General features: G+C 72.1%; 23 protein-coding genes. 14 read left to right on the top strand and 9 right to left on the bottom strand.

Annotated elements, in window-relative coordinates:
* Positions 1 to 14: 14 nt before the first annotated feature.
* On the top strand, positions 15 to 1,619 hold the full coding sequence (locus tag RGI145_RS12795; protein WP_075798655.1) for an ABC transporter substrate-binding protein: 1,605 nt from the start codon (positions 15 to 17) through the stop codon (positions 1,617 to 1,619).
* A gap of 16 nt (positions 1,620 to 1,635) precedes the next feature.
* Here the strand turns inward: RGI145_RS12795 and dut are convergent, their stop codons facing one another.
* Both dut and RGI145_RS12785 read right to left on the bottom strand, forming a co-directional pair.
* Positions 1,636 to 2,088, bottom strand: a complete 453-nt coding sequence (dut, locus tag RGI145_RS12790) for a dUTP diphosphatase (RefSeq protein WP_027281734.1) — start codon at positions 2,086 to 2,088, stop codon at positions 1,636 to 1,638.
* On the bottom strand, positions 2,085 to 3,530 hold the full coding sequence (locus tag RGI145_RS12785) for a bifunctional phosphopantothenoylcysteine decarboxylase/phosphopantothenate synthase (protein ID WP_075798654.1): 1,446 nt from the start codon (positions 3,528 to 3,530) through the stop codon (positions 2,085 to 2,087). Before RGI145_RS12785 ends, dut begins: the two co-directional genes overlap by 4 nt.
* 173 nt (positions 3,531 to 3,703) lie before the next feature.
* On the opposite strand from RGI145_RS12785, the gene RGI145_RS25575 reads away from it, so the two are divergent.
* The 8 genes from RGI145_RS25575 to RGI145_RS12745 all read left to right on the top strand — a co-directional run bounded on the left by RGI145_RS25575 (position 3,704) and on the right by RGI145_RS12745 (position 10,108).
* On the top strand, positions 3,704 to 4,345 hold the full coding sequence (locus RGI145_RS25575) for a DUF4260 domain-containing protein (RefSeq protein WP_208863872.1): 642 nt from the start codon (positions 3,704 to 3,706) through the stop codon (positions 4,343 to 4,345).
* A gap of 60 nt (positions 4,346 to 4,405) precedes the next feature.
* On the top strand, positions 4,406 to 5,245 hold the full coding sequence (locus RGI145_RS12775; protein ID WP_156878520.1) for a HesA/MoeB/ThiF family protein: 840 nt from the start codon (positions 4,406 to 4,408) through the stop codon (positions 5,243 to 5,245).
* A gap of 2 nt (positions 5,246 to 5,247) precedes the next feature.
* A complete protein-coding gene (locus RGI145_RS12770) occupies positions 5,248 to 5,631 on the top strand; it encodes a DsrE family protein (protein WP_075798653.1) in 384 nt (127 codons plus the stop codon).
* 58 nt (positions 5,632 to 5,689) lie between these two features.
* The gene (locus RGI145_RS25780; RefSeq protein WP_075798652.1) at positions 5,690 to 6,601 is read left to right on the top strand and encodes an SH3 domain-containing protein; all 912 of its coding nucleotides are present in this window, start codon (positions 5,690 to 5,692) and stop codon (positions 6,599 to 6,601) included.
* On the top strand, positions 6,598 to 6,972 hold the full coding sequence (locus RGI145_RS25990; protein ID WP_075798651.1) for an SH3-like domain-containing protein: 375 nt from the start codon (positions 6,598 to 6,600) through the stop codon (positions 6,970 to 6,972). The genes RGI145_RS25780 and RGI145_RS25990 overlap by 4 nt, the downstream gene beginning before the upstream one ends.
* Entirely contained in the window at positions 6,969 to 7,310 is a 342-nt protein-coding gene (locus RGI145_RS25985; RefSeq protein WP_075798650.1) for an SH3-like domain-containing protein, read from the top strand. Before RGI145_RS25990 ends, RGI145_RS25985 begins: the two co-directional genes overlap by 4 nt.
* A complete protein-coding gene (locus RGI145_RS12750) occupies positions 7,310 to 7,903 on the top strand; it encodes a nitrile hydratase subunit alpha (protein ID WP_075798649.1) in 594 nt (197 codons plus the stop codon). The genes RGI145_RS25985 and RGI145_RS12750 overlap by 1 nt, the downstream gene beginning before the upstream one ends.
* Positions 7,904 to 7,993: 90 nt before the next feature.
* The gene (locus RGI145_RS12745) at positions 7,994 to 10,108 is read left to right on the top strand and encodes a hypothetical protein (RefSeq protein ID WP_075798648.1); all 2,115 of its coding nucleotides are present in this window, start codon (positions 7,994 to 7,996) and stop codon (positions 10,106 to 10,108) included.
* A 22-nt stretch (positions 10,109 to 10,130) separates the two neighbouring features.
* Here the strand turns inward: RGI145_RS12745 and RGI145_RS12740 are convergent, their stop codons facing one another.
* The 3 genes from RGI145_RS12740 to RGI145_RS12730 form a co-directional block, all read right to left on the bottom strand.
* Positions 10,131 to 11,294: a helix-turn-helix transcriptional regulator gene (locus tag RGI145_RS12740; protein WP_156878519.1), complete on the bottom strand. Its 1,164-nt coding sequence runs from the start codon at positions 11,292 to 11,294 to the stop codon at positions 10,131 to 10,133.
* A gap of 155 nt (positions 11,295 to 11,449) precedes the next feature.
* Positions 11,450 to 12,205, bottom strand: coding sequence for a bifunctional NADP-dependent 3-hydroxy acid dehydrogenase/3-hydroxypropionate dehydrogenase YdfG (ydfG, locus tag RGI145_RS12735; RefSeq protein ID WP_075798646.1), 756 nt, complete (start codon positions 12,203 to 12,205; stop codon positions 11,450 to 11,452).
* A gap of 85 nt (positions 12,206 to 12,290) precedes the next feature.
* On the bottom strand, positions 12,291 to 13,196 hold the full coding sequence (locus RGI145_RS12730; RefSeq protein ID WP_237183063.1) for an NUDIX hydrolase: 906 nt from the start codon (positions 13,194 to 13,196) through the stop codon (positions 12,291 to 12,293).
* A 62-nt stretch (positions 13,197 to 13,258) separates the two neighbouring features.
* On the opposite strand from RGI145_RS12730, the gene RGI145_RS12725 reads away from it, so the two are divergent.
* The 4 genes from RGI145_RS12725 (at position 13,259) to RGI145_RS12710 (ending at position 16,784) form a co-directional block, all read left to right on the top strand.
* Positions 13,259 to 15,172, top strand: coding sequence for an ABCB family ABC transporter ATP-binding protein/permease (locus RGI145_RS12725; protein WP_075798645.1), 1,914 nt, complete (start codon positions 13,259 to 13,261; stop codon positions 15,170 to 15,172).
* A 39-nt stretch (positions 15,173 to 15,211) separates the two neighbouring features.
* Positions 15,212 to 15,475 (top strand): hypothetical protein, encoded by a 264-nt coding sequence (locus RGI145_RS12720; RefSeq protein ID WP_019460734.1) that lies wholly within the window; start codon positions 15,212 to 15,214, stop codon positions 15,473 to 15,475.
* 127 nt (positions 15,476 to 15,602) lie between these two features.
* Positions 15,603 to 15,899 (top strand): 50S ribosomal protein L28, encoded by a 297-nt coding sequence (gene rpmB, locus RGI145_RS12715; protein ID WP_075798644.1) that lies wholly within the window; start codon positions 15,603 to 15,605, stop codon positions 15,897 to 15,899.
* Positions 15,900 to 15,944: 45 nt separating this feature from the next.
* A complete protein-coding gene (locus tag RGI145_RS12710) occupies positions 15,945 to 16,784 on the top strand; it encodes a sensor histidine kinase (RefSeq protein WP_075798643.1) in 840 nt (279 codons plus the stop codon).
* A 12-nt stretch (positions 16,785 to 16,796) separates the two neighbouring features.
* On the opposite strand, the gene RGI145_RS12705 is transcribed toward RGI145_RS12710, so the two are convergent.
* From RGI145_RS12705 to RGI145_RS12690, 4 genes are all read right to left on the bottom strand, one after another.
* Positions 16,797 to 17,765 (bottom strand): esterase-like activity of phytase family protein, encoded by a 969-nt coding sequence (locus tag RGI145_RS12705; RefSeq protein WP_167668276.1) that lies wholly within the window; start codon positions 17,763 to 17,765, stop codon positions 16,797 to 16,799.
* A gap of 5 nt (positions 17,766 to 17,770) precedes the next feature.
* Positions 17,771 to 19,645, bottom strand: a complete 1,875-nt coding sequence (gene cobT / locus RGI145_RS12700; RefSeq protein WP_075798642.1) for a cobaltochelatase subunit CobT — start codon at positions 19,643 to 19,645, stop codon at positions 17,771 to 17,773.
* Between the two features lie 72 nt (positions 19,646 to 19,717).
* Positions 19,718 to 20,704 (bottom strand): cobaltochelatase subunit CobS, encoded by a 987-nt coding sequence (cobS, locus tag RGI145_RS12695; RefSeq protein WP_027280600.1) that lies wholly within the window; start codon positions 20,702 to 20,704, stop codon positions 19,718 to 19,720.
* Between the two features lie 41 nt (positions 20,705 to 20,745).
* Complete coding sequence (locus RGI145_RS12690; RefSeq protein WP_079253433.1) at positions 20,746 to 21,366, bottom strand: J domain-containing protein; 621 nt, start codon at positions 21,364 to 21,366, stop codon at positions 20,746 to 20,748.
* Between the two features lie 60 nt (positions 21,367 to 21,426).
* On the opposite strand from RGI145_RS12690, the gene RGI145_RS12685 reads away from it, so the two are divergent.
* Positions 21,427 to 21,723 (top strand): BolA family protein, encoded by a 297-nt coding sequence (locus RGI145_RS12685; protein ID WP_075798641.1) that lies wholly within the window; start codon positions 21,427 to 21,429, stop codon positions 21,721 to 21,723.
* The last annotated feature ends 25 nt before the right edge of the window (positions 21,724 to 21,748 follow it).

Raw genomic sequence — 21,748 nt, 5'->3', positions numbered from 1 at the left:
CAGGAAAACCTCCGATGCAACGTCGCAGCCTTCTCGCGGCCACGGGCGCCGCGCTGGCGCTCCCCGCAATCTCCCCGGCCCCGATCTCCCGCGCCTGGGCCGCCGGCAGCAGCAAGGTGCTGCGCTACGTCCCCGCCGCCGATATCGCGGCGCTGGACCCGGTCTGGACCACGGCCTCGCAGACGCGGGACCACGCCTTCCTGGTCTATGACACGCTCTACGGCCTCGACGGGTCGCTGCAGCCGCAGCCGCAGATGGTGGCCGGCCATGTGGTGGAGGACGAGGGCAGGCTCTGGCGCATGACCCTGCGCGACGGGCTGCGCTTCCACGACGGGGAAAAGGTGCTGGCCCGGGATTGCGTGGCCAGCATCCGCCGCTGGGCGGCGCGCGACAGCTTTGGCCAGACGCTGATGGCGGTGACGGAGGAGGTCGCCGCGCCGGACGACCGCACCATCACCTTCCGCCTGAAGCGCTCCTTTCCTCAGCTTCCGGCCGCGCTGGCGAAATACTCCTCGCCCACCTGCGTCATCATGCCGGAGCGGCTGGCGAAGACCGATCCCTATACCGCCGTGACCGACCCGACCGGCAGCGGCCCCTTCCGCTTCCTGCCGGGCGAGCGCGTGCCGGGCGCGCGCATGGCCTATGCGCGCTTCGACGGCTATGTGCCGCGCCCGGAGGGCAGGGCCGAGGGCTCGGCCGGGCCGAAGGTCGCGCATTTCGAGCGTGTGGAGGTCCTGGTGATGCCGGACGGCGCCACCGCCGCCGCGGCGCTGCGCCAGGGGGAGGTGGACTGGCTGCGCTGGCCGCTGATCGACCTCGTGCCCGCGCTGCGCCAGGCGCCGGGCATCACCGTGGATGTGATCGAGCCGCTGGGGCTGATCGGCAAGTTCCGCTTCAACCACCTGAACCCGCCTTTCGACAGGGCGGCGGTGCGGCGGGCCATCCTGCCGGCGCTCTCCCAGGCCGAGTACATGATGGCGGCCCAGGGCGACGACAGGTCGCTCTGGCGCGACGGGGTGGGGTATTTCTGCCCCGGCACGCCCATGGCGTCCGAGGCCGGGATGGAGGCCCTGACCGCGCCGCGCGATCTTGCCAGGGCGAAGGCGGCGCTCGCCGCCAGCGGCTATGGCGGGGAGAAGGTGGTGGTGATGATGCCCACCGACTTCCCCATCTACAACGCCATGGCCGAGGTGACCGGGGAGCTGCTGCGCAGGATCGGCTTCAACGCCGAGGTCCAGGCCATGGACTGGGCCACCGCCATGCAGCGCCGGGCCAAGCCCGATCCCGTCGCGCAGGGCGGCTGGAGCGTCTTCCACACCGGCTGGGGCGGGTCGGAGGAGCTGAACCCCGTGACCAACATCTGGCTTCGCGGCAACGGCAAGGACGCGGCGCCGGGCTGGCCGGACAGCCCCAGGCTGGAATCGCTGCGGACCGAATGGCTCCAGGCCCCCGACGTCGCGGCGCAGAAGCGCGTGGCGGAGGCGATGCAGCGCCAGGCCTTCGAGGACGTGCCCTATATCCCCACCGGCCAGCTCTTCACCCCCGTGGCCTACCGCTCCGACCTGACCGGGGTGCTGAAGGGGCTGCCGGCCTTCTGGAACGTCCGCCGCACCGCCTGACGCGCGCCGGGGAGGCTCAGCGCGTGCCGGTGGAGCCGAAGCCGCCGGTGCCGCGCCGGGTCTCCGGCAGCGCCTCGACCTCCGCCCAGTCGGCATGGGTCACGGGCGCCAGCACCGCCTGGGCGATGCGCATGCCGCGCTCCACGGTGAAGCTCTCCTGCCCCGCATTCATCAGGATGACCGAGAGCTCCCCGCGATAGTCCTCGTCCACCGTGCCGGGCGTGTTGGGCATGGTGATGCCGTGCTTCAGCGCCAGGCCGGAACGGGGCCGCACCTGCAATTCGTGCCCCGCCGGCAGGGCGACGCAGAGCCCGGTCGGCACCAGGGCGCGGCCGCCGGGCGGGATGGTCAGCGGCGCCGTCACCGCCGCCAGCAGGTCCATCCCCGCGGCCCCCGGCGTGGCATAGGCGGGCAGGGGCAGGCCCTCCGCATGCGGCAGGCGGGTGACCTGGATGGTGGCGCGGCTCATGCCAGCGCCTCCGCGACCCGTGCGGCGAGGCGGCGCGCCACCTCCTCCTTCGGCAGGCGCGGCCAGTCCTCGATGCCGTCGCGCGTCACCAGATGCACCCTGTTCTCCGTCCCGCCCATCACATCCCCCGAAACATCGTTGGCCACGATCCAGTCGCAGCCCTTGCGCGCCAGCTTGGCCTGGGCATTGGCCAGCAGGTCATCCGTTTCCGCCGCGAAGCCCACCACGAGGCCGGGGCGCCGCGCATGGTGCGACAGCGTGGCCAGGATGTCGGGATTGGGCACCAGATGCAGCTCCGGCGGGGCCGCGCCGTCGCGCTTCTTGATCTTGCCGCTGCTGGCCTCGGCCACGCGCCAGTCCGCCACCGCCGCGGCGCAGACCGCCGCATCCACCGGCAGCGCGGCCTCGCAGGCGGCCAGCATCTCGCGCGCGCTTTCCACATGCGCCATGGCGACCCCCGGCGGATCGGGCAGCATCACCGGGCCGGACACCAGCGTGACCCGCGCGCCCAGCGCGGCGAGGGCGGCGGCGATGGCATGACCCTGCCGGCCGGAAGAACGGTTGGCGAGGTAGCGCACCGGGTCGATCGGCTCATGGGTCGGGCCGCTCGTCACCAGGACATGGCGCCCCACCAGCGGGCGCGAGGCTGAGGCGGCGGCCGCACTCTCCACCGGCCGCGCGGCGCGGAGCGCGGGGACGTCACCCAGGGCGGCCGCGGCATCGCTCACGCCATCGCCTGGCGAAACGGCCACGGGCGTGGCCGGCTCCTCGGCCGGCGGGTCGCCGGGCGGCGCCATGCCCCCATCCGCATCGCCGGCGGCGATGGCGGCATCGAGCGCGGCCTCCAGCCCCGGATCGGCCGGCCCCGGCGCGGGGTCATCCAGCACCGCCTCGATCGCGGCCAGGATGGCGGGCGGCTCGCTGAGCCGGCCCGGCCCGGATTCGGCCTCGGCCATGAGCCCGTCCTCCGGCCCCACCACATGCACGCCGCGATTCGCCAGGATGGCCATGTTCGCGACGGTCGCCGGATGCGCCCACATCGCCCAGTTCATGGCCGGGGCGACCAGCACCGGCGCGGTGGCGGCCAGCAGCGTGGCCCCGGCGAGGTCGTCCGCCATCCCGGCGGCCATGCGCGCCAGCCGGTCGGCCGAGGCCGGGGCGACCACCACGATGTCGTGTCCGCGCGCCAGGGCGATATGGCCGCGCCCCTCGCCCTCCTCCTCCAGCGACCAGAGGTCCTGCGCCAGGGGCCGGTTGGTGATGGCCTGCAGCGCGTGCGGGGTGACGAAGCGCGCCCCGCCAGGGGTCAGCAGCCCCGTCACCGAGGCCCCGGCCTTGCCGAGCAGGCGGGCGAGCTCCAGCGCCTTGAAGGCGGCCACGGAGCCCGAGACGATCAGCAGGACGCGCTTGCCGTTCAGCATGGCGGCAGGTGTAGCCGCCATGCCGCAGACGGGCCAGGGGCCGGCGCGGGCGACGGTCGGCCCCTGGTCGCGCGAACGTGGGGTTGTTATGCCGGGATGCTCTTCGCGCTCGCACTTCCCAGACGAGGCACCCCGCCGATGGCGCCGCACAGGACCGGTCTCCCCACCCCGAACCCCCGCAGGGGCGCTGCGCCGTGACCCGCGCCACCCGCAGCCGCCCGCCGCTCTCCGCCGAGGAGCCGCCGCCCGCGAAGCGCCGGGCGAAGGCCCCGGCGACTCGCCGGCGCGCGGCGGCGGACGCAGTGGCGGAGGCCCTGCCGGAACCCGCCCCCGAACTCCTGCCCGAACTCCTGCCCGGATCGCCCGCGGAACCCGCCCCCGCACCCCGCCGCGCGCCCCGGGCCGCGCGCCCGAGGCGGGAGGCCGAGGCGGTCGCCGTGACCTATTCCACCGATCCGGGCCACGCGACCGGCGCGGTGAACCTGATGCTGCGGCTGGAAGGACTCGCCCTGGCCACGGTCGGGCTGGTCGGGCAGATCTGGCTCGGCACCGGCTGGTGGGCCTTCGTGCTGGCCGCCATCGCGCCGGACCTGTCGATCCTGGCCTATCTCGGCGGGCGGCGCCTGGGCTCGATCCTCTACAACCTCGTGCATGTGACGCCGGGGCCGCTGGTCCTGGGGGCCCTGGCCGTCAGCACCGGCGACCGGCTGCTGGGCAGCTTCGCCCTGGCCTGGCTGCTGCATATCGGCATCGACCGTGCCCTCGGCCACGGGCTGAAATACGCCAGCAGCTTCCACGACACGCATCTGGGCCGCATCGGCCGCGCGCCGATCTGACACCCGGTGGCGGCCGGAGCGGGGAGGGACCCCCCTGCGGAAGCGCCGCCGCCATGCCATATGGCGGGCATGTCGCTCGACTTCTCCGAGGCGGAACTCCACCGCTATTCCCGTCACATCCTGCTGGCCGAGGTGGGCGCCACGGGGCAGGCGAAACTGCGCGCGGCGCGGGTGCTCGTGGTGGGGGCGGGCGGGCTCGGCTCGCCGCTGGCGCTCTACCTCGCCGCCGCCGGGGTCGGCACGATCGGGATCGTGGACCACGACACGCTGGAGCTGAGCAACCTCCAGCGGCAGGTGGCGCACGACACGGAGCGGCTGGGGATGGGCAAGGCGGACAGCGCCGCCGCCACCATCCGGCGCCTGAACCCGGAGGTCCGGGTCGAGGTCCACTCCCGGCGCATGGATGCGGCGGCGGCGGAGGCGCTGATCCCCCGCTACGACCTGGTCTGCGACGGCACCGACAATTTCGAGACCCGCTTCCTGCTGGGCGATGCCTGCCACCTGCTGGGCCGGCCGCTGGTCTCGGCGGCGGTGCTGCGCTTCGAGGGGCAGCTTTCCACCTACAAATCGCATCTCGGCGCGCCGCATCCCTGCCATCGCTGCCTGCACCCGGAACCGCCGCCGCCCGGTCTGGTGCCGACCTGCTCCGAGGCCGGGGTGCTGGGCGCGGTGACGGGCGTGATGGGCACGCTCCAGGCGACGGAAGTGCTGAAGGAGATCCTGGGCATCGGCGCCGGCCTGTCCGGCCGCCTGCTGCTCTGGGACTCGCTGGAGGCACGCTTCCGCGACATCCGCCTACGCCGCGATCCGGCCTGCGCGCTCTGTGGCGAAAGCGCCACGATCCACGACCTTTCCGCCCATGCGGCGGAGGCCACGGCCCCTGTCTGCGGGGTGGCGTGAGCATGGGGATGGGCGGGGCGCCGCTGGGGGTGCTGCTCGCCTCGGGCGGGCACGAGAAGGGGCATTACGCCCTGGTGGCCGCGACGGGGGCGGCGGCGCTGGGGCGCCGGGTGACGCTCTTCGTCACCAATGGCGGCTGCCGGCTGCTGCTGCGCGAAAGCCCCCTGATGACCGATCCCCGCGAGGCGCTGCTGGCGGAACGCGGCGTGGCCACGGCGGCGGAGCTGCTGGAGGCGGCGCTGGAACTGCCCGTCCACCTTCTGGCCTGCGAGGCCGGGCTGCGCGCCGAGGACTTGCCAGCCTCGGCCCTGCACCCGCAGGTGGAGGTGGCGGGCTTCGCCACCTTTCTCGAATCGGTCGGGGCAGGGCAAATCCTGACTTTCTGAATGATGGGCCGAACGGGTTGACCGACCCCCCCGTTCGCGGCCCTCAATAGGCCTGCCGATGCGACGTACCCTCACGCTGCCGACCTTCCTGCTCCTGGCCCTCTCCGGATCGCTCGGGACTCCCGCCGCCGTGCTGGCCCAGACCGGCGGCCAATCCGGTGGCCAGACCGGGGGGCAGGCCGCCCCGCCGCACACGCTGCAATTGCCGCCCCGCACCCAGGGGAATACCCAGGGGAATACCCAGGGCGGCTCCGGCACATTGTCCCGCCCTCCCGCCGCCAGGCAGGGAGGCACCCAAGGGAGCACCCAGGGGAGCGCACAGGGGAGCGCACAGGGCGGTGCCGCCCGCCGGGAGCCGCCGACCGCCGGCAAGCCGGATGCCCGTGCCACCAAGCGGCCGGGCACGGCGGCCAAGGGAGCGGCCGGTGCCGCCGCCGGCGCCGCTGCCGGGGCGGCGGGCGCCGCCGCGGGCGCGGCCGTCCTGAAACCACCCGCGCCGGCCCCCGCCCCGCCGCCCGAGCCGGAGCCCGCCATGGGCTCCGTGACCGGCCTGCCGCTTCCCCGATTTGCGCCGCTGCGCTCGGACGAGGTGAACATGCGTGCCGGCCCGGGCACGCGCTTCCCGATCGAATGGACCTATCAGCGCCGGGACCTGCCCGTGGAGATCATCCGCGAGTTCGACCAGTGGCGCCGCATCCGCGACCAGGACGGCACCGAGGGCTGGGTGCACCACTCCAACCTGGGCCTGGGGCGCCGGACCTTCACCGTGCGGGGCGAGATGCACACGATGCGCCGCCGCCCGGAAGACGATGCCGGCGCGGTGGCACGGCTGCAGCCGGGGGTGATCGGCCGCATCCGCGCCTGCGCCCAGGGAAACGCCTGGTGCGAGGTTCAGGTGGGCGAGTACCGTGGCTGGCTGAAGCGGGCCGAGATGTTCGGCGTGACGGCGGATGAGGTGATCGGCGGATGACGCAGGCGGCGCCAGGGGAGACGGCAACCGGGGGCACGCCCGGCGGGGGCACGCCCGGCACGGAGCGGGACCCGCGCGCCGCGCCGCACGATCTCGGCGCGCATCCGCGCTTCCTCTGCACGCCGGTCGAGCCGCAGGACGACGCCCCGCCTGATGCCTTCGGCCGCCGGGTGGACGCGCTGCGCCAGATCCTCGCGGCACGCGGCCTGATGACGGTGGACGAGCTGCGCCGCTCGATCGAATCCATCCCCGAGGCCGAGTACCACGCGCTGACCTATTACGAGCGCTGGCTGCGGGCCATGGCGGCCCTGATGGCCGAGAAGGGGATTATCGCCCCGGAGCTGCTGGACGGGATCGGGGGCGAGGCATGAACGGCGTCGCCCCGCCGGGGGCCGTGCTGGTGCCCGGCACCCGCGTGCGGGTGCGCTTCGACTGGCCGGAATCGCGCGGCCCCGCCCATATCCGCACGCCGCATTACCTGCGGGGGCGGGAAGGGACCGTGCTGGCCCATCTCGGCGATTTCCCGGACCCTTCGGAACTGGCCTTCGGCCGCCCGGCGCCGTTGCGCGCGCTGTACCATGTGGCCTTCGCCCAGCCGGCACTGTTCGGCACCGCGCCCTCCGGGATTGGGCGGGAAGAAGATTCGACCCTGGTCGAGCTCTACGGCCACTGGCTGGAGCCGCTGGGCGAGGAAGGGAGGATGTCCTGATGGCCGCACCGCCACGCGCCGCCTATGTCGCCCTGCTGGACCGCTTCCTGGTGGCGCTGGAGGCGAAGGGCATCACCGACGCCGCCGAGCTCGACGCCCAGCAGGCGCGGACGGATCGTGCCTCGCCCGCCATCGGGGCCGCCATGGTGGCACGGGCCTGGACCGACCCCGCCTATCGCGCGCTGATGCTGCGCGACGGCAGCGCTGCTGCCGAGGCCATGGGTGTGAGCATGGCGGGCCTGCCGCCGCTGGGCGTGCTGGAGGACACCGAGGCGCGGCGCCACCTCGTCGTCTGCACCCTCTGCTCCTGTTATCCCCGCGCCGTGCTCGGCTATCCGCCCGGCTGGTTCAAGTCCGCCGCCTATCGCGCACGGGCGGTGCGCGACCCGCGCGGCGTCCTGGCCGAATGGGGCACGGTCCTGCCGGACGGCGTGTCGGTGCGGGTCGTGGACAGCACCGCGGACTATCGCTGGATGGTCCTGCCGCTGCGCCCTCCGGGCACAGAGGGCTGGGATGCGGAGCGGCTGGCGGCGCTGGTGGATGTGGAGGCGATGATGGGCCTCCGCTCGGTGGCGGTGCCAGAGATAGCCTGATACCTCTCATTGTGGAGATTCCATAAATCTCCACTTTGGGTTGCATATTGGGGATGCAGCCCACGCGGCGCTGTCTTATCCTGCGCCGCAATGAGACGCTTCCAACCGCAAGCCGAATGCGATCGCCTGCTGCATTTCCTGCGGCAGCGGATGATCCGGGACGTCACCCTGGACGGGGTCGCGCGTCCTTCCCTGGGCCCGGCCTCGATGCCGGGACCGATGCTGGCCCTGGCGTCAGCGCCGGTGCCGCCCGCCGGCGCGGCGCGCATGCCCGCGAAATCCCCGCCGGCCGCGGCCGAATCCGTCTGGACCGTGGACAATGCGCGGGTGCTGGAGGCGCTGGCGCATCCCGTGCTGCGGGCCACGGCGCCGGAACTCGCCCAGGGACTGCGGGAAACGGTCCTGGCGCTGGGGACGGACGGAATGGCGGCGCGGCGCTGGCTGCCGCCCGTGCTGGAGGTCCGCAGCGACGACCCGCGCGCCTTCGAGGTGGTGACGGGCACCTCCCGCTTCACCGGCGACCTGTCGCGTGGGCTGGTGATCGAATCCCTCTGCGACGGCGACGCGCCGGATGCCGAGGCGGCGCGGCACACGGGCAACCTGGTCGAGTTCCGGCTGGGCCGGCGCGCCCATTGCCTGGATGTCGAGGACAGCATCGCCGATTGCGGCCTGCGCCGCACCGCGGACGGCGTGGTGCTGTTCCACGAAAGCCGGCTCGCCGTGCCAGGCAGCCCGGGGCTGCGCGGACTGCTGCGGCGCGGCCGGCCGCGCCCGGTGGGGACGCTGCGCTATGAATATGCCCTGCGCGCCGGGGATCCGGTGCTGCGGCTGACGGTGACGCTGCGGGCCGAACCGGGCATCCAGCTCCGCGCCGTGCGCGTGACCACGGCCTGGGACGAGCTGAGCCTGAGCCCGCTGCGACGCGGCGTGCTGGGCGGGCGGGATGGGGCGCTGTCGCGTCACGCGCTGCCAGCGGGCGGCGGTGCCGCGCTGCGACTGCATGATGGCCCGCTGGATCATCTGGCCGTGGCGGGCCATGGCGACGCCGCGGACGGCGCCCATGCGCTGCATGCCCGGCCCCGGACGCCCGCGACGGTGGCGAGCGTCACCGCCCATACCGATGGCGCGGGACGGCTGCACTGGCTGCTGGTCCGCCATGGGGTCACCTCCCTGGCGGGTGGCGAGAGCTTCGTGGTGCGGGAGGACCGGTTGCAACTGACCGGAACTGCCGAGGGCGTGGCGCAGGCGGTGCGGACCATGGCGCCCGACGGCACCATGGCCGGTCGCGACCCTTCGCCGCCCGAGGAGCCCGTCGCGGCGCTGCTGGCCGTCGCGGCCACGCTGCTCCTGGCGCCGCCGGAAACCGGGGCGGAGGAAAGGGCGACGCTGCTCTCCTGGTGCCAGGCGCATCTCGGCCCCTTGCTGGAACAGGCCCCCGGCCTGCCCACGCGGTCCCTCTGCGACCTCGTCCTGGCGCTGGATGCCCTGGCCCGCTTGCCGGGCGGGGAATCACGGCGGGATCTGCTGCGGGAACCAGTGCGGACGCTGCTGGCGCGCCAGGCGGACGGGGAGGAAGGCATCTTCGCCGAGGGGCCAGGGCAGGATGGCCAGGAGGCGGGGACGCTTTCCATGGCCAGCCACGCGTCCGGGCTGCTCGCCCTGTCGCGCCTGGCCCTGCTGGACCCGTCCTGGCCCGGCCTGGGCGATGCGCTGGCACGCGGCGTGGCGGCCCTGCGACTGGGGGCCATGGACCTGCCCGGCCGCACCGCGCCGCTGGAAACCATCCTGATCCGCCGCCGGTGCAGCGACGGACCCTGGCAGCGCAGCGGCGTGGTTTCGGCGGAGGAATGCGGGCTGCTGCTGCGCGCGCTGACCGCGCTCGACCTCGTCGCGGAGGAAGGGCGGCTGGAACTGTCCGAGGCGCTGCGCGAAAGGGCCGGGGTGATGATCGGCCAGGGACAGCGCGTGCTGCGCGGGCTGCTCTGGGACCATGGGCCGGACGGGCTGGAGGCGAAGGGCTCGGCGCTCGGCAATGCCAGGGCCGGGCTGGGCCATGGTCGCGCCCAGGCGGCCCTGCTGCTGGCCCTGCTGCCGCCGGAGCCGGAGATCGCCGCGCGCCGACCGGAGCGCGCCGTAACCGGGGTGTCCGGCCCGGAGCAGAACTCCGAGGCCGGGACCGTCCCGGTGGCCGCCGGCTACTGCTGAGCCGCCGGCCGGGGCGCGGGCCTCAGCCCCCGACCCGGGCCAGCAGCACGGCGAGGTCCGCCTGGCTGCCGCAGCCCGTCTTGCGGCGGATCGCGGTAAGCTGGGAACGCAGACTGCCCGGCAGGACCCCCCGCATCTGGGCGATGGCGGCGACGCTCTTGCCCTCCGCCATGGCCGCCGCGAGGGCGGCCTCGGCGGCGGAAAGGCCGAAGAGCCGGCGCAGCAGCCCCTGGGAGGGCGCCTGCCGCCGGCTCGTGTCGAGCACCAGCAGCAGCACCCCGGTGAACCGGCGCGGCAGGCTGGCGAAGCCGCATTCCCCATCCTTCTGGCGCAGCGGCAGGGCCTGGACCAGCCAGGGTGGGGCGCCGGAGGGGCGGGGGATGGCGAAGCTCCCCGCATCGGGCAGCAGCCGCACCTTGCCGCTGGCCGCGGCCTGGGCGGCATTCACCGCGCCGGTCACGGCATGCCGCGCGGCCGCCCCGGCGCAGAGGATCCCCTGCCGGTCGAGGATGAAGCCATCCTCCTGCGCCGCCATGGCCTGAAGCGCCGCATTGGCCAGGACCAACTGCCCTTCGGCCGAAAGCACGGCCACGCCCTGGGTCAGCGCATCCAGCCCCGCCGCCGTGGCCAGCGGCCATTCCGCCGCGTTGAGCCGGGCCTGGGCCACCAGCACGCGCTGGATATGCGGGTAGAGGAACTCCAGGATCTTCTCCTCGCGCGCGCCGAAGGTCTCCTGCCGCATGGGGCGGTGCAGGGCCAGGGCGGCCGACACGTCGCCGACCGTGTGCACACGGGCGCCCATCACGTGGAACGGTGCATCGGGGCCGCGCAGGAAGTCGTTCCAGAAGGCCGTGCGGGTGAGCATCCCGGGCGAGACGAGGCGCGCCATGTTCAGCACGCCGGGGCCATGCCGCAGCGCCGCCTGCCACCACGGGTCCTGATGCACCCAGTGGCGGCCGTATTCCGCCATCCGCGCGGGGTCGAGATTTCCATGGGCGACGGCACTGCCGCGCAGGATCTGCCGTCCGTCGTATTCCGTCACCAGCGCGGCATAGGAGGCGGCGCCCAGAAGCGTCGCGATGCGTTCCAGCACCTGTGGCAGTCCGGTCCCGTCCAGCAACGCGGCATAGAGTTCGAGTGCCAGGCTTTCCGGGGAAGTGTCGTCGCCACGGTTGATCGCGAGCAAGGCCATCTCCCCAGGCTCGATCGAATTAACGGGGAGATTGCAAGTTTTTGAGCGTGTTGCGATCACCCGATCGGGTGATACGGTAAAGAAAAGGTTAACGGGAACACGCGAGGCGGGAAGGCCCCGGGGAAGGCTCCCCCGGGGCGGGCCGGCGGTTACTGGCCGGGCTTGTGGACGCGCAGCGGCCCGAAGCTCTGTGCGACCGGCATGACCTGCAGCATGTTCACGTTGACCCGTGCCGGGCGTGACGCGACCCAGTGGATGGCATCGGCGATGTCGTCCGGCGTCAGCGCGTCCGCGCCCTCATAGACGGCGCCGGCCTTCGCGTCGTCGCCATGGAAGCGGACATTGCTGAACTCCGTGCCGCCCACCAGGCCCGGCTGGATGTCCGTCACCCGCACCGGCGTGCCGAAGAGGTCGGCCCGCAGGTTCAGGCTGAACTGGCGCACGAAGGCCTTGGTGGCGCCATAGACGTTGCCGCCGGGATAGGGCCACTCGCCGGCGGTGGAGCCCAGGTTGATGACATGGCCGCGCTGGCGCTCGATCATGCCCGGCAGCAGCGCCCGGGTCAGGTACATCAGCCCCTTCACGTTGGTGTCCACCATCGTGTCCCAGTCGTCCAGGTCGGCCTTCTGGGCGGGTTCCAGGCCCAGGGCGAGGCCGGCATTGTTCACCAGCACATCGACGGCGGCCCATTCCGCCGGAAGCCCCTCGACGGCCTTCATCACCGCCGCGCGGTCGCGGACATCCAGCACCAGGGGCAGCACCTTGTCGGCGCCCAGCTCGGCCTTCAGCGCCTCCAGCCGCTCCGCCCGGCGGCCGGCGGCGATGACGCGCGCGCCGTCGGCGGCGAAGCGGCGGGCGATGGCGGTGCCGAAACCGGCCGTGGCGCCGGTGACGAGAACGATCATGACAGCGGACTCCCGAAAGGGTCTTGGAGGGGACAGGGGTACAACACCTCGCCGTCCCGATGAAAACCGGCGGCCGGGCGGATCGTCAGCGGAAGCGGTCCAGGCCCTGGCGGAGACGGCCATCCGGGTCCTCGACCAGCCCTTCCCGCAGGAACAGGTCGATCAGCACCAGGTTGACGTTGAACTTCACGCGATCGCCGTCCCGCACCGCCTCCAGCACGCGCGTGGCGGGCCAGAGCTCGAAGCGTTCCACCTCGTCGTCGCCCGGCTCGGGGGTGAAATTCTCCGGCAGCTCGATGTCGAAGCAGTGGAGCACGTCGCGCCGCAGCCCCTCATCCGGATTCGCCATGACATAGGAGACGGTGCCGGCCGCCTTCGCGGTGGCGGCCAGCGAAGCGGGCATGCGCGCCTCCTCCTCCGCCTCCTTCAGCAGCGTGTCGCGGGGCGAGAGCCCGGCCGGGACGCCGCCGGCCACGATGTTGTCGAGCTGCCCCGGCGCCACCGGCTTGTGACGGGACCGCCAGCCGATCCAGAGATGCAGCCCGTCCGCCCGCCGCACCAGGCCGTTGAGATGCGCCCCCTGGCTGGGAATGCCGAGCAGGGCGACGGCGCCCCGGTCCAGCACGGCCAGGACCGGCCCGCCGGGTGCCGCGCGGACATCGAACAGCTCCTTCCGCAGCCGGAAGACCCCCTCGGCGGCGAGCTTCGCCACCAGCTCGGCCAGGGCGGCGGAACGTTCGGCCGGGCTGGCCAGGGCCGGATCGAGCACCACACCCTCCGGCGTCGCCCGCAGATGCGGGGAAAGGGCCGGCAGGCGGGCGGCCAGGGCCGGGGGCAGGTATCCCACCTGCTCCGTACCCCCCCTCTCTCCACCGAAGCGCAGCGGCGTATAGCGGCCCAGATCCGGGTGCTCGTTGCAGGCCTGGATGTGGCGGAAGAGGCGTGTGTCCATCCCCCGCAGATGCGCCACGCCGGACTGGCCTGCAACCATTCGGCTTTGCGGCGCCGGGAAGTCTGCCCATCTGGAAGCAAATCTCGCGAGACTTCCGACTGATGGCCGAATCACCCCCCGCCGGCACGGGCGGCAACCACTTCCAGACCCTGCGCAACCTCGCTCCCTATCTCTGGCCCCGCAACGAGACCGGCCTGCGCGTCCGGGTGGTGCTGGCCCTGGTCTTCCTGGTCTGCGCCAAGGTGGCCAATGTCTATGTGCCCATGGCCTATGCGCGAGCGGTGGACGCGCTGACCCCCCATGCCACCGCGGCCGGCGGCATGGCGGCCATCGCGGCGGTGCCGGTGGCCCTGGTGTTCGGCTACGGGCTGTTGCGGGTGGCGAGTTCGCTCTTCGCCGAGCTGCGCGACGCCATCTTCGTGAAGGTCCAGGCCCGCGCGGCCCGGCGCATCGCCCTGCAGGTCTTCCAGCACCTGCACGCGCTCAGCCTGCGCTTCCACCTCGACCGCCAGACCGGCGGCCTGTCGCGAGTGATCGAGCGCGGGACGCGGGGGATCAATTTCGTCCTCGACTTCATGCTGTTCAACATCATCCCCACGATCTTCGAGATCCTGCTGGTCGCGGCGATCCTGTGGAAGATGTTCTCCTTCGCCTTCGCGGCCGTCACGCTGGGCACGATCGGCATCTACATCGCCTTCACGCTCGCCTTCACGAACTGGCGGCTGCGCTTCCGCCGGGCGATGAACGAGATGGACCAGGACGCCAACACCAAGGCGGTGGACAGCCTGCTGAACTACGAGACGGTGAAGTATTTCGGCAACGAGCGGCACGAGGAGCGGCGCTACGACGCCTCGCTCGCGCGCTACGAGGGCGCCTACACCCGTTCCGAGACCACGCTGAACATGCTCAACGCCGGCCAGGCGGCGATCATCGCGGTGGGGCTGACCACGGTGATGCTGATGGCGGCCAGCCGCGTCGCGGCCGGCACCATGACGGTGGGCGATTTCGTGCTGGTGAACACCTACCTGATCCAGCTCTATTTGCCGCTGAACATGCTGGGCTTCGTCTACCGCGAGGTAAAGCAGGGGCTGGTGGACATGGACGCCATGTTCACCCTGATGCGGGAGGAACGGGAGGTGGCCGACCGCCCCGGCGCCCCGGCCCTGGCGGCGGGGCCCGGCGAGGTGCGGTTCGAAGGCGTGCATTTCGGCTACCGCCCGGACCGGGAGATCCTGAAGGGCGTCTCCTTCACCGTGCCGCCGGGACGGACCCTGGCCATCGTCGGGCCGACGGGGGCGGGCAAGTCCACCATCTCCCGCCTGCTGTTCCGCTTCTACGACGCCTCCTCCGGCCGGGTGCTGCTGGACGGGCAGGACATCCGCGACGTGACGCAGGAATCCCTGCGCGCCGCCATCGGCGTGGTGCCGCAGGACACGGTGCTGTTCAACGACACCATCCGCTACAACATCGCCTATGGCCGCCCCGGCGCGACCCAGGAGGAGGTCGAGCATGCGGCGCGGCTCGCCCAGGTGCACGACTTCGTGCTGCGCCTGCCCGATGGCTACGACACGCGGGTCGGCGAGCGCGGCCTGAAGCTCTCGGGCGGCGAGAAGCAGCGCGTGGCCATCGCCCGGACCATCCTGAAGGACCCGCGCGTGCTGATCCTGGACGAGGCCACCAGCGCCCTCGACACCCGCACCGAGAGCGAGATCCAGTCCGCCCTGCGCGGCGTGGCCCAGGGGCGGACCACGCTGGTGATCGCGCACCGGCTTTCCACCGTGGTGGATGCCGACGAGATCATCGTGTTGCAGGAGGGCCGGGTGGCCGAGCGGGGCAGCCATGCGCGGCTGCTGGCCGAGGACGGGCTTTACGCCGCGATGTGGCGTCGGCAGTCCGAGGCAGTGGCCGCCGCCGAGGCCGCCGCGGCCGCCGATCTGGACGCGGACCGCGGGCCGGAGGCCGCCCGCCGCCGGCACGGCCTGGCCGAAGGGGCTTCCACCCCGGCCACGGCGTGACCATGTTGCGCCCGACTGCATTTTTGAGGAGAGCCCCTGATGGCGTCTGACAACCCGGGGAACAACAAGCTCGACGAAATGGCCCCGGAGGATCTGAGCCATGCCGGTTCCATCGTGGACAAGGCCATCGAGTACATGACGGAGCAGAACATCGCCCCGATCTCGGTCGCCTCGGCCCTGCTGGGCGGCGCGCTGGGGCTGATGGCGCGTTCGATGGAGGACAAGGCCATCGCCCGCGTGCTGCGCAGCGCCCTCGAATCGGTGGAGCGCGGCGAACTGGAAAGCATGCGCGGCTCCCACTGAATCCCGCTCCCGGGGGCGGGATGGTCCTGTCCGGACCGTTCCCCCCGGGAACAAAACTTGACGCCGCGGGCCTGGTGGGCCATAGGGCCGCCCTTCCCGCGCGTTCGCGATTTCGAGGTTTAACGACATGGCCCGCCGCTGTGACATCACCGGCAAGGGCGTGCTGACCGGCAACAACGTCAGCCACGCCAACAACAAGTCCCGCCGCCGTTATCTGCCCAACCTGCAGCAGGCGTCCTTCTTCTCCGATGTGCTCGGCACGGCGGTGCAGCTTCGCCTGACCACCAACGGCATCCGTACGGTGGAGCACAATGGCGGTCTCGACTCCTTCCTGCTCGGCACCGCCGACCGGAAGCTCGGCACCGAGGCCCTGACCCTGAAGCGCCGCATCGTGCGCGCCCAGGTCAAGAAGCAGGCGGCCTAAGTCTTCAGGGGCAATTAACCGATCCTCCCCTATAATGGGGGGGATATGGCTTTCGTTCCGATTCTGACGCTCCTTGCCCTCGTGGCCATCCTGGCCGCGCTGGGCCTGGGAGCCGTCGCCCTGAGGCAGTCCCGCCGGGCCCGTGTGGCCGAGGCGCGGCTGGCCGTGGAGCAGGACGCCCTGGCGGCCCAGCGCCGCCATCTGGGCATCCTGGCCCGCGAGCTGACCCGGCCCGGGCTGGAGCTGATGGCCCTGTCCGAGCGGCTGGCGCAGCACCCGGACCTCACCGTCTCCACCTCCCTCTACCTCCAGACCATCGGCCGGCTCCGCAGCGGCGCCGCGCATCTGCTCAACCTCGCCGACGAAACGAGCGACAGCCTCGCGGAGCATCAGGCCGCGCAGGGACAGGGCCGGCGGCTGACCGAGGAACCCCTGCGGCTCGGCGAGCTGCTCCAGGAAGCCCTGGTTGAGGTGCAGCGCCCCATGGGGGAGGGCATGCGCCTGTGGCGGATCGACCCGGAATGCGAGAATGTCGCCCTGCTCGGCGACCGGCGGGCCATCGGCCGGGTGCTGTTCCAGATCCTGGCGAGGGCGGTGCGGGACACCGGCATGGGCGACTGCATCGCCATCCATATCCGCCGCCAGCCGGGCCGCTTCGCCCTGGTGGTCGAGGATGAGGGCCATGGTGCGACCGTGGCCGATCTCGGCGACACGATGGTCACGCGCGCCGGGACGCGCGGGCTGGAACTCGGCCTCGCCACGTCGCGCGATCTCCTGCACGCGCATGGCGGCGACCTGACGGTCGAGGCCATGAGCGGCATCGGCAGCCGCGTCTGGATGACGCTGCCCGAACACCGCCTGCTCGATTCCGGGGCAGGCGCCTGACGGGGAGGCCCGTCAGAGGCGGACCACCATCAGCAAGGTCCGTTGGATGGGCAGGCCGTTATCGTCCGAGATGAGGGCGGCCAGCCGTTGCCCCCGGTGGTGGAAGACGCTGACCCCTTCCCAGTTGTCCGTGGGCAGCGGGTCGGCCAGGTCCAGAAGCCCATCGCCTTCCAGCACGCTGCCGGCCGCGGCCCGGGTCAGGCGCTCCTCCGGGATGTGGCAGAGCCGCCCACGCAGCCCGTCCAGCCAGGAGAAATGCCGCTCCAGCACCAGCGCGCCGCCATCCGGCAGGGGACAGGCGTCGGAGGGATCGAAGCCCGGTGCGGGGCGATAGGCCAGGGCCTGCCAGCGCCCCGGTCCTCCGATCCAGGCATGGCGCAGCGTGCCGGCCTCGTCCGCATGGTACTTCTCGGCGATGGCGAGCCAGCGTCCGTCCGCCAGCACGGCGAGGCTTTCCAGCCCCCCGTTCAGCGGTGCCTCCTCCAGCCTCGGCGGCGCCTCGACCGGCTCGGCCGGTCCGTTCAGGTCGCGATAGCGCCAGATCCGGTGCCAGCGCTCGAAGCCGACCAGCCAGGAGCCGTCCGGCAGGCGGGCCAGGCTTTCCGCATCGGCCGAGAAGGGAACGGGCAGGGCGCGCCAGCGCGCATCGTGCAGGCGCCCGGTGCGCGGCGCCTCCAGCCGCAGCGGCACGCCCCGCTCATCCAGCACGAGCCGCGCATGGCACCAGGCGCCGCGATCGCCGATCGCGGTGAGGAGAAGCTCGTCGGAGACATGCAGGCCGGACAGGCCCTCGCCACCCAGGCGCCGGGCATCCAACTCCAGCACCCCCAGCACGCGCCCCGCCCCGAAGGGCGGATCGCCCTCCGGTGGCGGCAGGGGGCGCGACAGGGGCCCGCCACCGGGACGCAGGGCCAGGGCGCAGCCGCCCAGCCCGGCCGTGGCGGCCAGCAGCCCGCCCCCGAGCAGGCGACGCCGGCGCAAGCCCGTCAGATCAGGGCGGGGGAGCGTTCCGCGGCGGCGCGCTGATAGGCGGCCGCGGCATCCTCGTCGAACAGCTCGGCCAGCTTCTGCATCATCGTGCCGCCCAGCTCCTCGGCATCCACGATGGTCACGGCGCGGCGGTAATAGCGCGTGACGTCATGGCCGATGCCGATGGCCACCAGCTCCACGATGTCGCGTCCCTCGATATCCGCGATCACCTTGCGCAGATGCCGCTCCAGGTAGTTGCCGGGATTCACCGAGAGGGTGCTGTCATCCACCGGCGCCCCATCCGAGATCACCATCAGGATGCGGCGGTGCTCCGGGCGGGCGAGCATGCGCTTATAGGCCCAGTCCAGCGCCTCGCCGTCGATGTTCTCCTTGAGCAGCCCCTCGCGCAGCATCAGGCCGAGATTCTTGCGCGCCCGGCGCCAGGGCTCGTCCGCCGCCTTGTACACGACATGGCGCAGGTCGTTCAGCCGGCCCGGGTTGCGCGGCTTGCCATCCTGCACCCAGCGCTCGCGCGACTGGCCGCCTTTCCAGGCGCGGGTGGTGAAGCCCAGGATCTCGGTCTTCACCGAGCAGCGCTCCAGCGTGCGGGCCAGGATGTCGCAGCACATGGCGGCCACGGTGATCGGCCGGCCGCGCATCGAGCCGGAATTGTCGATCAGCAGGGTGACGACCGTGTCGCGGAAGTCCGCCTCGCGCTCGCGCTTGTAGGACAGCGAATAGGTCGGGTTGGAGATGACCCGGGCCAGCCGCGCCACGTCCAGCACCCCTTCCTCCAGGTCGAAATCCCAGGCGCGCTGCTGCTGCGCCATCAGGCGGCGCTGCAGCCGGTTGGCCAGCTTGGAGACGACGCCCTGCAGGTGGGAAAGCTGCTGGTCGAGCTGCTGCCGCAGACGGGCCAGCTCCTCCGGATCGCAAAGGTCGTCGGCGCCGACCTCCTCGTCGAACTTCCGCGTATAGGCGCGATAGACGGAGGCATCGTCGGAGGCGGGGACCTCCTTGCGCTGCTGCGGCCCGCCCGGGCGGTCCTCGCCCTCGGCGGCGGAACCGTCCTCCTCCTCGCCCTCGCCCTCATCCTCGGCGGCCTCGCCCTGGGCCTGCTCGGGCTGGGCGCCGAGCATGCTCTCGGCATCCTCGGACTGCGCCTCGCCCTCGCCGGAATTGTCCTGGACCTGGGAGGAATCGGCGCCCTGATCGCCCTGCTGCTCCTCGTCCTCGCTGCTCTCGGCCTCCACCTCGGCCTCGGCGAGGTCGAGCGCGGTCAGCAGCTTGCGGGCGGCGCGGGCAAAGGCGTCCTGGTCCTCGGTGCTGCCCGCCATCTCGTCGAGCGCGGCCTCGGCCCGCTCGCCCAGCGTGTCGCGCCACAGGTCGAGGACGCGGCGGGCGGGCTCGGGCACCGGCTCGCCGGACAGCTTCTCCCGCGCCAGCAGGCCCAGCGCCACCGGCAGCGGCAGCTGGTCCTTGCGGGTCATGCGGTCATAGCCCTCGGCCTCGGCCTGCTCGGTCAGCCGTGCCTGGAGGTTGGCGGCGACGCCCGGCATCGCCCGGCTGCCCACCGCCTCGACGCGCGCCTGCTCCAGCGTGTCGAAGACCTCCTTCGCGTCGCGGCGCGCGGGCAGGCGGGCGGCGTGGGTGGCCTCGTCGTGGTATCGCAGCTTGAGCGCCACGGCATCGGCGGCGCCGCGCAGGCGCGCCATCTCCGCGGGCGGCAGGGCCCGGGTCGGCAGCGGCAGGCGGGCGCGCTTGCCGGTCAGGCCGGAGGGGCCGGGCTGGAAGGCCACCTGCACGTCATCGGTGCGGGCAATGGCGCGGACCGCGCCGGCGGTGGCCCGCTTGAACTCCTCCTGGCGGGACAGATCCTTGGAATTGCTCACGGAAAACCTCTCCCACCAGCCGCAGTCATCCCGTGGGGCGGAGGAAGGGCCCTCCCATCCGCCCCGTCGCCGTCAGGCCTTCACGTAGAGGCCCGTCGGGATCTCCTCGTTGAAGCAGCGCTGGTAGTACTCGGCCACCGTGGCGCGCTCCGCCTCGTCGCACTTGTTGAGGAAGGAAAGGCGGAAGGCGAAGCCGACATCGCCGAAGATCTTGGCGTTCTCGGCCCAGGTGATGACCGTGCGCGGCGACATGACGGTGGAGATGTCGCCGGCGATGAAGCCCGCGCGCGTCAGGTCGGCGAGGCTGACCATCGCCTCGATCTGCTTGCGGCCCTTCGCGTCGGTCACGCCCATCTTGGCGGAAACGATGTCGGTCTCCTGCTTGTGCGGCAGGTAGTTCAGCGTCGCCACGATGTTCCAGCGGTCCATCTGGCCCTGGTTGATCTGCTGCGTGCCGTGATACAGACCGGTCGTGTCGCCCAGGCCCACCGTGTTGGCGGTGGCGAAGATGCGGAAGCCCGGATGCGGGCGGATCACGCGGTTCTGGTCCAGCAGGGTGAGCTTGCCCTCGACCTCCAGCACGCGCTGGATCACGAACATCACGTCCGGGCGGCCGGCATCGTACTCGTCGAACACGATGGCGCAGGGGCGCTGCAGGGCCCAGGGAAGGATGCCTTCCTTGAACTCGGTGACCTGCTTGCCGTCCTTCAGGACGATGGCGTCCTTGCCCACCAGGTCGATGCGGCTGATGTGGCTGTCCAGGTTCACGCGGATGCAGGGCCAGTTCAGCCGGGCGGCCACCTGCTCCACATGGGTGGACTTGCCCGTGCCGTGATAGCCCTGGATCATCACGCGGCGGTTGAAGGCGAAGCCGGCCAGGATGGCGAGCGTCGTGTCGCGGTCGAAGCGATAGGTCGGGTCGCGCTCCGGCACGTGCTCGGTCGGGTTCGAGAAGGCCGGAACCTCGAGATCCGTGTCGATCCCGAAGACCTCGCGCACCTTGACCCGCGCGTCGGGCATGTCGGGACGGCTATCGGGCAAGGTGGCGATGGTGTCCATCGGGGGTGTTCCCGCTTCTCAGTGTCAGTGTGGCAAGGGCCTCAGGCGGCGACGCTGGTCGCCTGGGCCCCCATGGTGGCGAGCCGCTTGCGCAGCAGGCTGTAGGCACGGTTCACGTCCTTCAGACGCTCCTCGGCCGACTTGTCGCCTCCGTTGGTGTCGGGATGATAGCGCTTGGCGAGTTCTTTCCAACGCTCGCGCAGCGCATCCTCTTCGAGAGGCCAGCCGAGGCCCAGCACGTCGAGCGCCGCACGGAGCTCAGCTGGGGCCTTGGTCGCCGACTTTCGAGGGGTGGGCTTGGCGTCGGCGAAGAGGCCGAGCGGGTCCTTGAGCTGCGAGGGATCGAACTTGCCCTGCATGCCGAGGCGGCCAAGCGGCCAGGTCGGGCGCTGCCAGCCGGAATCCTCCTTGAGATGGACCTCGATCTCCTCCGGCGTCATTCCCTTGTAGAAATCCCACGCCTGGTTGTAGGCGCGGACATGTTCCAGACAGAAATGATAATAGTCGCGCAGGCGAGACCGGTCGCGAGGGGCGCGAAACTCCCCGGCCGCCTCGCAGCCGGGGAAATCGCAACGGCGGAAGCTGCTGCTTCCGGGTGAGGGCGGAGTGTGTGTCGTGCCGCGTCGGGCCATGGTGTCCCCCTTATGGGCGTCCGGCGCCATGCGGGCAAGGCAGTATCCTACGCTTCACAAACATCGGTAACGCATGGAAAAAGCGGTTGCATGATCCCAGAGCATCCTCATCCTGCTGGCGCGCGCGCCACCCGACTGCAAGCCGCGCTGGCCAAGGCTTTCCCGGGCGCCGAGATCGCGGTGCGCGATGACAGCCATCAGCACGCCGGCCATTCCGGTGCCCGTCCGGGGGGCGAGACGCATTATACCGTCCGGGTGGTCTGGCCGGGTTTCCTGGGGCAATCCAGGGTGGCGCGGCAGCGCGCCGTGAACATGGCCCTGGCGGGGGAATTCGCCAGTGGCATGCATGCCCTTGCCATCGAAGCCAAGGCGCCGGGCGAGGGCTGAGGGTTCAAGTCGAGAAGGGGCAACA

It is taken from the genome of Roseomonas gilardii, from assembly GCF_001941945.1.
In the GTDB taxonomy this organism is placed as follows: Bacteria; Pseudomonadota; Alphaproteobacteria; order Acetobacterales; family Acetobacteraceae; genus Roseomonas.
Note: the sequence above shows the minus strand (reverse complement) of the source record. Positions and strands in the feature narration are given on the sequence as shown.

Excerpts from the sequence above, each read along its gene's own strand:
- RGI145_RS12795 (WP_075798655.1), top strand. The coding sequence starts at position 15 with ATGCAACGTCGCAGCCTTCTCGCGGCCACGGGCGCCGCGCTGGCGCTC.
- dut (WP_027281734.1), bottom strand. The coding sequence starts at position 2,088 with ATGAGCCGCGCCACCATCCAGGTCACCCGCCTGCCGCATGCGGAGGGC.
- RGI145_RS12785 (WP_075798654.1), bottom strand. The coding sequence starts at position 3,530 with ATGGCGGCTACACCTGCCGCCATGCTGAACGGCAAGCGCGTCCTGCTG.
- RGI145_RS12775 (WP_156878520.1), top strand. The coding sequence starts at position 4,406 with ATGGCGGGCATGTCGCTCGACTTCTCCGAGGCGGAACTCCACCGCTAT.
- RGI145_RS12770 (WP_075798653.1), top strand. The coding sequence starts at position 5,248 with ATGGGGATGGGCGGGGCGCCGCTGGGGGTGCTGCTCGCCTCGGGCGGG.
- RGI145_RS25780 (WP_075798652.1), top strand. The coding sequence starts at position 5,690 with ATGCGACGTACCCTCACGCTGCCGACCTTCCTGCTCCTGGCCCTCTCC.
- RGI145_RS25990 (WP_075798651.1), top strand. The coding sequence starts at position 6,598 with ATGACGCAGGCGGCGCCAGGGGAGACGGCAACCGGGGGCACGCCCGGC.
- RGI145_RS25985 (WP_075798650.1), top strand. The coding sequence starts at position 6,969 with ATGAACGGCGTCGCCCCGCCGGGGGCCGTGCTGGTGCCCGGCACCCGC.
- RGI145_RS12750 (WP_075798649.1), top strand. The coding sequence starts at position 7,310 with ATGGCCGCACCGCCACGCGCCGCCTATGTCGCCCTGCTGGACCGCTTC.
- RGI145_RS12745 (WP_075798648.1), top strand. The coding sequence starts at position 7,994 with ATGAGACGCTTCCAACCGCAAGCCGAATGCGATCGCCTGCTGCATTTC.
- ydfG (WP_075798646.1), bottom strand. The coding sequence starts at position 12,205 with ATGATCGTTCTCGTCACCGGCGCCACGGCCGGTTTCGGCACCGCCATC.
- RGI145_RS12730 (WP_237183063.1), bottom strand. The coding sequence starts at position 13,196 with ATGGTTGCAGGCCAGTCCGGCGTGGCGCATCTGCGGGGGATGGACACA.
- RGI145_RS12725 (WP_075798645.1), top strand. The coding sequence starts at position 13,259 with ATGGCCGAATCACCCCCCGCCGGCACGGGCGGCAACCACTTCCAGACC.
- RGI145_RS12720 (WP_019460734.1), top strand. The coding sequence starts at position 15,212 with ATGGCGTCTGACAACCCGGGGAACAACAAGCTCGACGAAATGGCCCCG.
- rpmB (WP_075798644.1), top strand. The coding sequence starts at position 15,603 with ATGGCCCGCCGCTGTGACATCACCGGCAAGGGCGTGCTGACCGGCAAC.
- RGI145_RS12710 (WP_075798643.1), top strand. The coding sequence starts at position 15,945 with ATGGCTTTCGTTCCGATTCTGACGCTCCTTGCCCTCGTGGCCATCCTG.
- cobS (WP_027280600.1), bottom strand. The coding sequence starts at position 20,704 with ATGGACACCATCGCCACCTTGCCCGATAGCCGTCCCGACATGCCCGAC.
- RGI145_RS12690 (WP_079253433.1), bottom strand. The coding sequence starts at position 21,366 with ATGGCGCCGGACGCCCATAAGGGGGACACCATGGCCCGACGCGGCACG.
- RGI145_RS12685 (WP_075798641.1), top strand. The coding sequence starts at position 21,427 with ATGATCCCAGAGCATCCTCATCCTGCTGGCGCGCGCGCCACCCGACTG.